Consider the following 13669-nt stretch of genomic DNA (forward strand, 5'->3'; position numbering starts at 1 on the left):
AAATAATACATTTGATTAGTATTGGGTAAATAATTCAATGTTAATAAGGACTTTATCCCATACGATTTAAGCGGAAGCGTGGCCGCGCTTCCGTTATTTTACATAGGTTAATTTCTTACGATAACCCTCCCTTCTTTCATATCGAATTTTAGATTGGCAATTTTTTCCATAGCTGTTAATACTTCTTTTAAACTTCTACTTCTAACGATAGAACCTGTAAAGCGTTCATCGGTATTTAATTCATATCGGATGTCTGTGATATTATACCAGGTACTGATATCACTCATTATATCCTTTATACTTGCATTATTAAATCGGAAATAACCATCTCTCCAAGCTAAGTCTTCACGGAAATTAGCTTTACCCTTGCTCAGTTGAATGCTTTTACCAGCTTTGGCTTGTTCTCCTGGAACTAACTTCAATGCTTTGACAGCAGTATTGACCTCTACAGAGCCTTTTACTAAACTTGTTTTGGTCTGAGTCAATTGTGGGTAGGATTTAACGTTGAATTGTGTTCCTAATACCTGAATGTGGTAATCTTTCGTTTGTACCTTGAAAGGCTTGTTTTTGTTGTGTGCTACATCAAAATAGGCCTCACCACTAAGGTTAACCTCTCGGGATTGTTTATTGAAGTCAGATTTTAGTTTTAAGCTTGAGCCTGAGTTTAATTGTACAGTACTACCATCCGGTAATTCTAAACTGTAACTGGTACCCTTTGGGGTGTTGAACTCATGAAATGCTATTGGATCAGAAATATGCTGTTCATTCATTCGGACACGAATTAAATCTTTATTGATTTTAGAAAGAACTACGCCATGATAGCTTACTTCTTGCTTGTCAATGTCATTAATATCTAGTCGAGTTCCGTCCGCTAGTTGAATTGCAGTATTAGTACTATTAATGCTGGATTTTGTAGACTCTTGTTGAACAGTTGGGGTTTCATGTACAAGCTCTTCTTTGGCATTGTCTTTTGGATAAAAAATAAATCCTAACACAAGTGCTATAGAGCAAGCAACTGCAATCCACTTATAAGGTATAAGTCTTTTGGTTTTTGCATGATGTTGAAACTCCTCATGCTGTATAATTTTTTGAAAGACTTGCTCATTATTGAACTCAGTTTCTTGGTCAATGTCTGGGAGTTGGTCCAATGATTCATAAAACAAGTCTTCATGCTGCTCTAACAGATTGAAATATTCTGTTAATTCCGATTCCGAAATGTTATTGTTTAAGAATTTTTGGTTAAGATATTTAAAACGTTCTTTGTGCACTTTTTAGGGTTTAACTATATAGAGTACACACGAGAGAGGGGATAGGACTATTGAAGAAAGAAAAAAAGTAATAAATATATATAATCTGCCTGTTTGAAGGTATGGCGTAAGGTTTTTAAGGTTTGAACCAAACAGTTTTTCACGGTATTTGGAGAGATACCTAGTTCTTCAGCTATTTCCTTATGGCTTTTTCCTTCTTCTCTACTCATGATCCACACTTGGCGTTGTCTGCCAGGTAAGGCTTTAACAGATTCATCCAATAAATGTTGTATATCCAAGAGCTGAATCTTAGAATCTTCAACATTCTCATTTATGTTTCGAAGGAGTTCTTGTTGAGCCAACATATCATACTTCATCGATCGAAGCTGATTGAAACATAATCTTTTCGCAATAACATAGATAAATGGCCAAATATCTTTAGTCTCATCAATTTCTCTTCTGTTCAACCAAGTCTTTAAGAAGGTCTCTTGTACTATTTCTTCAGCTTGTTCTTTGCTTTTAAGGATTTTAAATGCTGTGTTGAAAATAGATTGACCATAGCCATCAAACACTTGTTGAAAGGCGTTAATATCGCCATTCTTCAAATTCTTGAATATTTGCATGTCTATCTTCATGGTAGATTTAGTGATTCAACTGCTGTTAAGTCGAAGCCAAAATTAAAAATCTAATATTAACAATATATTAAATGATTAATCGATCTATATTTTGGTTACTAATTATTGTCCTAGTTGGATCAATCAATAAACAAAGTAAGGCAAAAAATTAAATAGTTGGAATAAAAAGAAGGAAAGAATTGTTGGTGAAGAGAATTCTATAAGATTATTACCATCTTACTTCTTTTTTCTTACTGAATGCTACCTAAATAATATTTATTTTTTTGGTTTATTTATAATCCCTGCGCGTTTCCCATTCAGCCTTTTACTGAATATTTCTTATTGGTTGATAATTATGAAAGGTAAATCTTGTTATCATCGATGTGGATTTAATAAGTTTTGGAAAATAAGTTGTGTATTTGATATCCTTTTGTTTTTATTAAAATCGATTAATGTATACTCTTTTTCTATTAGCATTTAAGCTAATCTGAAGAGCTAAAATTAAAAATTTGGGTACACTATATAATTGATTTTATCATGCTGAAGAAATTATAATTATCAATTTTTTATAATAAATAAGTTTGTCTGAATATGTATAAGACCAATTCATTTATATTATTTTTCTGTTGCTAATGTTTTTTAATCTATTAATTTACAGGTTTTTGACTTTTCAATTAAATAAATAAAATTTTCTATTCCATAATTTGGAAAATAGTTTTTAATAATTATATTTGTAGGACATAACGACAACATAGTTGTGTATTACATTGTATTTTTTAACCGAATACTTGACATTAACCAGGGTTTAACCTAACACTTATTTTCATGAAAGCTATCCGATTTTGGTTTTTAGTCTTCTTGCAAATTTTTATAGTTCTTCAGGGCTGTAATAAGAAGTTTAATGACTATTATAATCCAGAAAGTACACTCGGCAGGAGTATTTTAGGAGTTTTGGAAGAGAAGGGAGGATTCAATGATTTCTTAGGTCTTATTGATCGAGTTGGTTTGCAAAAGTCTTTAAGTGAATCAGCCATCTTTACCTGTATTGCACCAAAGGATGAGTTTGTAAAGGCTTATTTTATTGATCACTTGAAATATCCTTCATTGGAGCAAGTACCGGATGCTGAAGTCCGTGCTTATATCAATTATCATTTTATCAATGGGATGTATTATACCTACGATTTAGAAAAGAGATACCGGTCAGCAACGTCAGAAATTAATAAATCTAGAATAACCAATTATAGGACACGAACTGAAGGTAAACAACCTGGAAAAAATATTAGAATTTATTCGCCTTCATTTTTCGATGTACAAGCCTCTGATTTTAATTTTTTATATGGGAAAGAGGGTTCTGCGGGGTTTTATATTGATGGTGTGGCAATTTCCTTGGAGGAACATGATATTGATGCTCGAAATGGAGTAGTACATATATTAAAGGAGGCGTTATTTCCAAATTTAAGAACCGATTTGGCGATAGCCAAAGATCCTGATCTTTCACTTTTTAGCACTTGGATAGAAAGACATGCACAGTTTGTATTGGGTGAAGTTGATGAAAATGGTGTTTTAGATACAAACTTATATAAAAATTTCTCTTTCGGTAGAAATTTAGCTGACGAGAATACCTTATCAACCTTGTTTGCTCCAACCAATGCAGCTATTACAGAATATTTTAAACCATATATGGGATTAATTGATAACACTTTGGATTCGGTTCCCAAGCATGTTATGTACTCCTTGATTCGTTCTAGTGTTCATGCTAATTTATGGTATCCATCTGATTTAAAAAGAAATCAACCTCAATGGAGTGCATTGACTGGTTTTATCAGTTTTGGCAACCCAGCCTTGGAATCAATTACAGGATATACAGCAGCGAGTAATTCCTTTATATACAAAACCAACCGAGTGATGGAATCACCTGAGATGAGCAGTGTGTTATCGGGGATTCTGATGATGTATAAAAAGTATAGTCAATGGTATTGGATGGTTAAAAATAGAGGCTTGGGATCAGGTATAATAGATGCATTATTTTATCAGCATAGTCCTAAAACCTTATTAGTTCAGAGTGATGAAATTTGGGGCTCACCATTTGCCCAAGATATGGATGCGCTTACTCTAGAGGCTAGATTGCAATCTTGTAAAGCAGGTATTTTTCATTTTGATGTTCATGCCGACGGGGGATTTAAAAGACGATTTTATCCAACAGATTATGGCTATATCCTTTTTGAGAATAATAAGCTTATTGACTATTCAGGAAATTCTGTTGGTTTAGTTCAAAGTGAACCTGTGTGGGTTAAACCTACGGGAGCAATCTTTGAAATTGATGGTTTTTTAAAACCAATCGATAAGTTGGATCCAGAACAAACTGTATGGAAAAAAATTAAGGCTCAAAGCGATTTGTCAAGATTTGCAGCCTTAGTGGAAAAGGCAGGCTTAGTAGCTGAGCTACAATTAACAGGTTTTTTCGTGTATTCAATCTTTGCACCATCCAATGCAGCTATGCTCGCTGCAGGAATTGATCCTGCTAAAGTTAATGTAACGGATGCTAAAGCTATCGTAAATAGGCATATTGTAACTAACAGGTATTTATTTACAGATGGGGTATTCAATGGTCAGCTTACCAATAAAAATGGTGAGAATTTACAATTCACAGGTGCTTGGAATACCTTTAGGGTTAGCACAAATAAGAGCACAGCATCTGTATTAAATACCTTAATGAATCAACAAGGTAGCAATGGAGTATTGCATGAAATCAATAATGTTTTATTAGCAAATTAGACTTAGAATCATGTACAAAAATTGGAGTTTATTGGGAATATTAACCCTCATACTTAATCTTGTAAGTTTTTCTATTTCCGCTCAAACAAATACAATCTCAGGAAGGGTATTTGATCAAGCAGAAGGTAAGCCTTTTGAGAATGTTTCAATTCTGGTTGTGAGTAATTCAGACTTGATCTTGACAGCTTTTAAGAGTGAAGCTGATGGAAGTTTTCACGTCAGTTATCCAAATAATGCTAAAAAGATTGTGTTTTCCATGGTTGGCTATAAAAAGAAAGAATTTTTAATTAGTAGTGCTCGAAATGGCATGCGGGTAATCATGGAAGTTGATAATACCCAAATTGAAGCGGTAGAAATTGTTGGGCAAGGAAAACGTGAGGCCGATTTGGGATTTGTAAATATTAATAAAAGAGAGTTATCAAGTGCCATAGCTTCAGTGGATATGAAAGGGATTGAGAATTTACCTGTCGTATCTGTCGATCAATTTTTACAAGGAATGGCACCAGGACTTCAAGTGGTGGCTAACAGTGGAGATCCAGGAGCTGCAGCATCTATTCGTATTCGAGGTATTTCCAGTATTTCAGGCATCAATGATCCTCTATGGATTATTGATGGAGCTGAGGTCATTGGGAATAATTATTCTGTTCAGAGTATTTCGGATTTTGGTTTTAGTCCTATTGGTGACTTAGATCCATCAGATATAGCCTCAATAGACATTTTAAAGGATGCATCAGCAACTGCATTATATGGATCGAAAGGAGCGAATGGCGTTATTGTAATCCGTACGAAACGAGGTAAAAGAGGGAAGCCTGTATTTAATTTTAATAGTAGAATTACGGTTTCAGAAGTTCCTAGAAGTATTCCTATGTTAAGTGGTGATGAGCATAGAATTTATTCAATTGAACGATGGACAGGAGGAAATGATGATGGATCTGCATTACCAGAATTGCGAGGAGATATGACGCGAGCAGATGCATGGAAATTCAATAACAATACGGATTGGCTAAAGGCTATCAGTAGAACTGGTACCTATCAGCAATATAATACTTCATTAAGTGGGGGTGGAGATCGTATCAATTATTATTGGGGATTGGGATACACCAACCAATATGGGACCACTAAAGGTACTGGTTATGACCGATTCAATACCCGCTTTAATTTAAATTATCGAGTGTCTGATAAATTATCGGTATCTGCTGATTTAACCTATACTAATTCCTTAACGGATAAAAGAGGAACGAAACATCCTTATAATATCAACTCGGATAATGAAATGAATCCCCTTCGAATTGCAAGGCAAATTCCAGCATATTATCCTATTTATTCTCAGAATGGATTAAACTATTTTTTAGATCGAAATACGGTTTCCTTCTTCTCAAGATTTAATCCGTTAGCCTTGATTGATTATTCACAATTCTTGTCGAAGGCCAATCGTCTTATGGCAAGTACCTCTGTGAATTATAAGATTTTAAAATCTTTAGAATTTAGAACACAAGTTTCAACGGATTTTAGACAATCTGGTGATGATTATTTTTTGCCTAGTTATGCCACACAAGCCATACCTGGAGAAAGCTTTTACAACGCCGGAATGCAGTCGGATGGTTACCAATTGTTGGTTAATAACAGTAACCGTTTAATTTGGAATGCCGTTCAACAAGAAAAACATCGATTAACAATTACTGGAGTTGCTAACCTTACAGTAGATAAGGCAAATAATATGGAGATCAGGTATTTTAACGGGGCATCTCCGGAATTACGTTCAGCAGATGCTTCTGCTCGTATTACAGGCACCACGGGTTCTTTTTCAGATCAACGCTATTTAGGAATATTCCTACAAGCTCATTATGCGCTAAATGATCGTTATTTCTTGACTGCAACAGGTAAGACTGAAGGTGATTCTCGTTACGGTGACAAGAATCCATATAGTATTTTTCCTGCTATTGGTGCAGCATGGGATATGACTAAGGAAAAGTTTATTGCGGAGCAAAAATGGATTTCTAGTTTGAAACCAAGATTTGCATTTGGTATTACCGGAAATCTTCCGAAAATTAATAACATCTATGATATTGCATATGCCACTAGGGTGGGTTATTTGGGTGAGACCTACATTTATCCAGAGAAATTTGCTTATGAAAATATTAAGGAAGAGCGAACTACGGAGTATAACCTAGGTTTGGATTGGGGACTTTTTGGTGATCGTGTTACAGGACAATTTGATGTTTACCGTCGTAGAACTAATGATTTATTGTTAAAAGAATCATTATCTAGTACTTTAGGTTATGCGAATCAATATGTAAACTTTGGTACTGTGGAAAACAGTGGAATTGAATTAGGGATTACAGCAGATATATTAAAAGGAGATAAAGATCGCCCAAGATTAAAGAGTTTTTTCAATATCTCCTTTAATAGAAATAAACTTATCAAATTACCGGAAAACTTTGATGCAGCATCTTTCTCTACAAGTCGAAATGGATTTGCATCCAAACTGCAAGAAGGTGATGTTGTAGGTGCATTCTATGGTTACCGAGCAACAGGAGTTTATGCTAGAGATGAAGATGCATTCTTACGCGATGATCGAGGAGAATTAATTTATGAAGCAGACGGTATTACACCAAAGATTATGCGGTATGGATCCGTAACGGGGCACCAATTTGAAGGTGGAGATATGCGATATGATGATATTAATGGAGATGGGGTAATTAACTTATTAGACCGAGTACAAATTGGTAATGCCAACCCGAGTTTTTTTGGCGGGTGGAATAATACTTTAACCTACAAACAATATTCCCTCAGCCTAAACCTTCAATATCAATTTGGGAATGATATCATCAATGGTTCACGTATTATTATGGAGGAGATGTCGGACTCTAAAAATCAATCACAATCTATTTTATCTCGTTGGAGAAGACAAGGTGATGAGACCGATATGCCAAAAGCAGCACCAAGTAGCGATTGGAATAGGGCCGCTTCTACAAGATGGGTGGAAGACGGCTCCTACGTCCGCTTGAAATCGCTATCCTTTACTTATGATGCTAATAATTTGTTAAAACGATGGGGTTTTAAACAATTAAGCTTCTTTGTTACAGGGTATAATCTATTAACCTGGACCAATTACCTAGGGGTTGATCCCGAGGTGCCAATTACAGGATCAGTCTATTTATTTGGGATAGATAATAGCTATACTGCACCTCCAAAACAGTACACATTTGGTTTCCGATTTAATTTATAAACTCTAGCTGAAGATAAAATGAAAAGGTCATTATATAGTATCTTTCTTACGCTGTTCTTGTTTACCAGTTGTGATAAGTTTTTGGAAGTAGAAGTTCCAGATAATTTGGTACACAATGAATACTGGCAAAATAGAGAACAAGTACTTGCCTCAAGGAACGGTATGTATTCCGCATTACATAATAATCTAAATAACTTTCTAGTTTGGGGAGATAGTCGATCTAGTCTATATGCACCAGGATCGGGTGAATCATTTACAGGAGATTATAGGCAATTCATGGCACACGACATCTATTCTACGAATGGATTAACCAGATGGTCCTCTGTTTATACTGGAATTACATGGATAAATTCATTTATTAAAAATGCTCCATCAGCATTACAGAATGATCCCACTTTCAAAGAAAGTGAATTACAAATGATGATGGGTGAGGCCTATGCACTAAGGGCATTGAATTATTTTTACTTAGTACGCGCTTTTAAAGATGTGCCAATTATTTTGGAACCATACGAATCGGATGCTCAGAAATTCAATACTGCTGCTATGTATGAGACTGAGGTTTTGGATTTTATTGAAGAAGATTTAGATAAAGCATTGAAAGATGTGGCGGAGGATTTTACACAAGTCAATGATCGCTTTGGAAGAATTACAAAAAATGCAGTAAGAGCGATTTGGGCAGATGTCAAACTATGGCGGAATCAATATCAAGAAGCTTTAAATTTAACTTCGCAATTAAATAGCTATAGGGATAAATTAGTTGATCCCGCAGATTGGTACAGCATTTTTAATCCGGGTAATAGTGCTGAAAGTATTTTTGAATACCAATATGTACAGACAGGATTTTCATCTCCAATTTATGGATGGTTTGCACATTTTCAGGCTGTAGGTTCAGCGGATAAGTATCTGGCTAATTCTACAAACATAGAACTTTATGGTCTTGAATTATATCCTCCAGTTGATCAAATCAATTGGAGTGCAGATACTATTCGTTTAAAAAATCATTCTTCTTATAAACGGACTCCAGTTTCCTATGCGGGAGGCAGTGGATTTGAAGTGTACAAATTTGTTGGACAGACTCCTTATGTAGAAAGCTATAGACCAGCAGGTGGGCGTAATGTCAATTTTATATTTTATCGCTATAGAGAAATTTTATTTATGGAGGCAGAAGCCTTAGCTATGCTCAATCGATATGCTGAAGCCGAAGAACGAATTAATATAATTCGAGAACATTGTGATTTGCCAGCTATACCTTCTGGGGCTATGGGAACTGGCTTTGACTTTATGCGTTATTTATTGATGGAAAGAGAAATGGAATTAGGGTTTGAAGGGAAAGAATGGTTTGCTGCTATAAGAATAAGTAGAAGACCAGAATTTGTAAATGTTCTCTTAGAAAAGTCAGCAGAAAATAATCCGCTCAAGTTATCCTATCAAGTCGTTCGAGCCAGATTATTAAATCCTGAGAGTTGGTTTTTACCTTATCATGAAACGGAGTTGGAAAATAATCCCGCTTTAGTTCAAAAAGAATATTATAAAAATAAATAACCTGCAAAATTTAGAGATATGAAAAAGCTCATAAAAGGCAACCTTTTAATCCTACTATTTCTCTTCGTGGGTCTAAGCATGTATTCATGTAAAGAGAATTTTTCTGATGCTCGATATGATAGCACAGATGAGATTCAAATAATGGATTATTTAGAAGGGGAAGCAGAATTAAGTACTTTTAAATCTTTAGTTGAATATGTGGGTCAACGAAGTCTGCTAAAAACTGCTGGAACTTATACACTGTTTGTTCCTAATAATAGTGCATTCCAAAAACTATTTGAACATTTAGTTTTTGATGGTAAACCAATCAAGAAAATAGAAGATGCTCCAGTTGCTTTTTGGCTAAATTATTTCAAGTATCATTTGTTGGATCGGAAGATTAACACCAATGAATTTGTACATGGACCATTGCCTGCTGTATCTTCTTACGATGGAAAATATATTATTGCCGATATAAGTGGTAGTTATGAGGCTATTCGACTTAATAACATTTCCACTATTATCCAAAACAACGTTAATCTAAATAATGGCTATGTAAATGTGTTAGATGCAGTTTTGGTACCACCTACTGCTAGCCTATTTGATATGTTAAAAGAAAATGGGAAATATACAACCATGCTTTCCATTTTTGAGGAGACAGGATTGACCAAATATTTAAAGGATAGTATAGCGACAGTTTTAATTGAAAGTGACCAAGCATTAGAAAAATCGAAATTTGATAAGTCATCCATTGCTGACTTAAAAGAGTGGGCATCCTATCATATCATTCCAGATTCAGGGTATTATATGAATCTGCTCACTGCTCAACGGTTTTATCCTTTAGATAATAAGGAATCGTTGTCCTTTTCCTTAAACACATACGGACAATACTTTGTCAATGGAAAGTTTAAGTTTAATCAGACTGCAGAATATGGAATTGACAAAGTTGGAAAGAATGGAATTTATCATTCTTTAGACACATTATTACAAATAACTCCTTCTCAGCCTGCTAAGATACGTCTTAATCTATATCCACCAGGAAGTAGCTATGGTGCTCAAAATGTTTTTACACAAGCGCCAGCATCAATAAAGTTAAACAATGGAACACAAAGCTATCATCAGGACAAGAAACTAATGATTGTTCAATTTGATGCTACTCAAGCTGGGGATTACTTTTGGACTACAGTTCCAGATGTTCCTGCAGGGAAATACAGAATCCGTGTCATGCAAAGACTTGCTGCTACAAGAGGTAAGTATATGACCATTTATAATAACCAAATTATTAAGGAGTTTATCGACTTCTCAAAGAAAGATGGTGATTTTGAGGAATATACCTATTTCGCTTACAACTATTGCGGTGATATAGAAGTCAAAGAACGTTCAGATGTGAAGATCAATTTTGTATTTCTTGATTTTGGATCCAATAAATCTCCTGGATATTGTTGTGATCTTTTAGTTGATATCCTTGAATTAATTCCGATTAAATAAACCTGAATTAAGATGAATATGAAGCTTATAAAATATTGCTGTTTTGGTTTCTTGATTAGTGTTCAGGCTATGAATGCTGTTTATGCACAAGACACTTTACGTACAGACTTAAAACAGGATAGCTTAAGGTTGACCAATTATCCCTCATCATCGGTTTCCATTGCAGGAAAATTGTATGGAATGGGTAAGATTTCAATCATGGACCATGGAAATATTGGAGCAAGCGCATTTCTAATGATACAGGGTGTATCAAGTATTAATCTCAACAGTTCACCCATTATATATATTGATGGAATTCCAATGCGTTTTTCCAGTAGTTATCCTGCTTTTCTTTCAAATTATGAACATGATCGTCTAGGATTTTTGAATCCGAATGATATTGCATCCATAGAAGTAATTTCAAACGGGTTTGACTTGCCTATCATTGGTGGTAAGGGCTCGGCAGGTGGCTTAAATATTAAGACAGAACGTGGCGAGTTTGGTGGTACAAAAGTCGATGTTCAGGTGCGAGGAGGAATTACCCCTGCCAACTATTCTGTGCCACGGTTAGATGCGCAAGGGATGAAAGCTTATTTATGGAGTAGGTTTGAAGAGGAAGGAATGAGCGCTGATGAATTAAATAATCATCCTATATTTTCCGATACTAATCCTATGTATAATCAACAAACTGATTGGTTGGATCTGATCCGTCAACAAGGAATTTATCAAGACTATCACGTTAAACTCAAAGGAGGGGACGGAGATGCCAATTACTTATTTTCTGTCGGATATACGGATAAAAATGGTACAATTAAAAACAATAATTTTGATCGTGTTGGAATCAGGTTTAATTTAGATTATACTATAACACCAAAAGTTAGTATTTATAATAACCTTTCTTACACCAATACTAGTGCAAAATATCATGAGCAAGGTTTCAATTATGATATCCATCCACTATATATAGCTAGTGCTAAAGCACCATTCTTAGGAACTAACTTTTTTACCAGTTCAGGTGAAGTTGGAAAATCACTTGCGGCAGTTGATACTTTAGGCTTCAGTAATCCATTAGCCCTAGTAAATAACCTGCAGAACAAAAATCAATTTAACCGAATTGATGGAGTTATGGGTGTAAATTGGGCGATTTCAGATACATGGAAATTATTCTCTGATCTATCCGTATCCTATTTTAATCTTTCGGAGAAACAATATAGACCGGCATTAGGAATTGTTCCTGATACTTATATGATAAGACAGAATAGTAAACGAAGTTCGAGTGAATTCTTGCTCAATTGGCAAGCCGGAATTAGCAATTGGGGAGAGTTAAACCCTGATCTAAATTATAACCTACAATTAAGTACTGCAGTTGAAACCTACGAAGAGCGATCAATCTTTGGCCGCAAAGTAAATGCAGGAACAGATGATTTTGAAACGCTTAGCCAAGGAGTGGTCGATAGTGCTTCTAACAATAAGTTCAGGTCGAACTTAATGACTTTAGTTGGAAAAGCAGATTTAAACTGGAAAGATTGGATTAATGTTATTGGATATCTCAACATGCAAGGATCTTCTAATTTTTCCTCTAAATCACGTTGGCAATTATATCCAGGAATTTTAACAAAATTTCATGTTTTAGGCGATAATAATCAAAGGCAACTGGATTTGGAACTTGGTTATAATCGAACAGGTAACCATGAACTTAGAGGCTTTTATCATTACGGACAATATTACCCAGTCAATTATTTTGGATATGGGGGAACATATTTAGGAAATATAGCTAACCCTGCTTTAAAACCAGAATTAGTTGACAATTATCAAGTAAAAGCTAACCTGGCACTATTTGAAAACAAGTTGCGATTATCTGCAGGTTATTACTTAAAAAGAACCAATGGATTAATTACGCAGAATATTTCTAATAATAATGAACAAAACAGAGGTTTATTATTTGAAAATGCAGGGTCATTAGAAAACAAAGGCATTGAAATAGAAATGAATGCTGATATAATAAGGAAGGATAATTTCAAGTGGGGTTTATCTATTGCAGTCAATACGCTTGATAATAAGGTGCTTTCCTTACCAAACGGAAGTATTGTACAGAGCATGGGAAGTTATTCAGGTATTGCCAAAGAAGGAGAGGAAATAGGCTCATTTTATGGGTATAAGGTACTTGGTGTATTTGATAATGCTACTTCTATCAATCTAAAAAGATCAGATGGTACAGATTATAAACCTGGGGATTATATCATGGAAGATATAAATAAAGATGGTAAAATTAGCAATCTGGATAAACAAGTAATTGGATCCCCTTTACCAAAAATGTTTGGGTATATATCTACTTCTTTGCAATATGAAGAATGGGGTTTAAGTGCTTTGTTTAATTATTCCTATGGTTCAGAAATATATAATGCCTTCAAACAACAGATGCACGCTATGGACACTTATGCAAACCAAGATCCTGCGGTAATGAATCGGTGGCTTTCTGAAGAAAAGCCAGGAAATGGATTAAGTAGGGCGGTATTAAATGATCCTTCATCAAATTCAACTCAATCCTCCCTTTGGGTAGAAGATGGAAGTTTTATCAAATTAAAATATATCACCTTAGACTATAACTTCAAGATCGCAGAATCCAATACTTATTTGAAGGGGTTAAAACTGTATGGAACCGTAGAAAATTTGCTTACAATAACGAAATATTCAGGCTTTGACCCAGAGATTAATGGGTTAAACAATCCTATGTTTCGACAAATTGATTTTGGAGCTTCACCTATGGGGAGAACATTCTTGATAGGTCTTAAAGCATCATTCTAAAAATAAAACGA

The 13669-nt window shown here is 34.8% G+C and carries 7 protein-coding genes; 5 read left to right on the forward strand and 2 right to left on the reverse strand.

The annotated features are described in order from the left end of the window. Positions 1-107: 107 nt before the first annotated feature. The gene (locus ACP6L2_RS02035) at positions 108-1268 is read right to left on the reverse strand and encodes a FecR family protein (RefSeq protein ID WP_440507647.1); all 1161 of its coding nucleotides are present in this window, start codon (positions 1266-1268) and stop codon (positions 108-110) included. 47 nt (positions 1269-1315) lie between these two features. Further along, the gene (locus ACP6L2_RS02040) at positions 1316-1882 is read right to left on the reverse strand and encodes an RNA polymerase sigma factor (RefSeq protein WP_440507648.1); all 567 of its coding nucleotides are present in this window, start codon (positions 1880-1882) and stop codon (positions 1316-1318) included. An 804-nt stretch (positions 1883-2686) separates the two neighbouring features. Between ACP6L2_RS02040 and ACP6L2_RS02045 the strand changes: the two genes are divergently transcribed. From ACP6L2_RS02045 to ACP6L2_RS02065, 5 genes are read left to right on the forward strand one after another with little or no spacing between them, the layout of a single operon-like run. After that, positions 2687-4636 (forward strand): fasciclin domain-containing protein, encoded by a 1950-nt coding sequence (locus ACP6L2_RS02045; protein ID WP_440507649.1) that lies wholly within the window; start codon positions 2687-2689, stop codon positions 4634-4636. A 10-nt stretch (positions 4637-4646) separates the two neighbouring features. Further along, positions 4647-7865, forward strand: coding sequence for a SusC/RagA family TonB-linked outer membrane protein (locus tag ACP6L2_RS02050; RefSeq protein WP_440507650.1), 3219 nt, complete (start codon positions 4647-4649; stop codon positions 7863-7865). Positions 7866-7883: 18 nt separating this feature from the next. Beyond that, positions 7884-9407 carry a RagB/SusD family nutrient uptake outer membrane protein gene (locus ACP6L2_RS02055; RefSeq protein WP_440507651.1) on the forward strand — a complete coding sequence of 508 codons (1524 nt, stop codon included), beginning with the start codon at positions 7884-7886 and terminating at the stop codon, positions 9405-9407. An 18-nt stretch (positions 9408-9425) separates the two neighbouring features. Continuing rightward, entirely contained in the window at positions 9426-10874 is a 1449-nt protein-coding gene (locus ACP6L2_RS02060; protein ID WP_440507652.1) for a fasciclin domain-containing protein, read from the forward strand. Between the two features lie 18 nt (positions 10875-10892). Then, positions 10893-13658, forward strand: coding sequence for a SusC/RagA family TonB-linked outer membrane protein (locus tag ACP6L2_RS02065; RefSeq protein WP_440507653.1), 2766 nt, complete (start codon positions 10893-10895; stop codon positions 13656-13658). Positions 13659-13669 lie beyond the last annotated feature (11 nt).

The sequence above is a fragment of the Sphingobacterium lactis genome, assembly GCF_051951495.1.
GTDB classification, from domain to species: domain Bacteria; phylum Bacteroidota; class Bacteroidia; order Sphingobacteriales; family Sphingobacteriaceae; genus Sphingobacterium; species Sphingobacterium lactis_A.

Bases quoted from the DNA above. Each gene is read 5' to 3' on its own strand.
- ACP6L2_RS02040 (WP_440507648.1), bottom strand. From the start codon at position 1,882: ATGAAGATAGACATGCAAATATTCAAGAATTTGAAGAATGGCGATATT.
- ACP6L2_RS02045 (WP_440507649.1), top strand. From the start codon at position 2,687: ATGAAAGCTATCCGATTTTGGTTTTTAGTCTTCTTGCAAATTTTTATA.
- ACP6L2_RS02050 (WP_440507650.1), top strand. From the start codon at position 4,647: ATGTACAAAAATTGGAGTTTATTGGGAATATTAACCCTCATACTTAAT.
- ACP6L2_RS02055 (WP_440507651.1), top strand. From the start codon at position 7,884: ATGAAAAGGTCATTATATAGTATCTTTCTTACGCTGTTCTTGTTTACC.
- ACP6L2_RS02060 (WP_440507652.1), top strand. From the start codon at position 9,426: ATGAAAAAGCTCATAAAAGGCAACCTTTTAATCCTACTATTTCTCTTC.
- ACP6L2_RS02065 (WP_440507653.1), top strand. From the start codon at position 10,893: ATGAAGCTTATAAAATATTGCTGTTTTGGTTTCTTGATTAGTGTTCAG.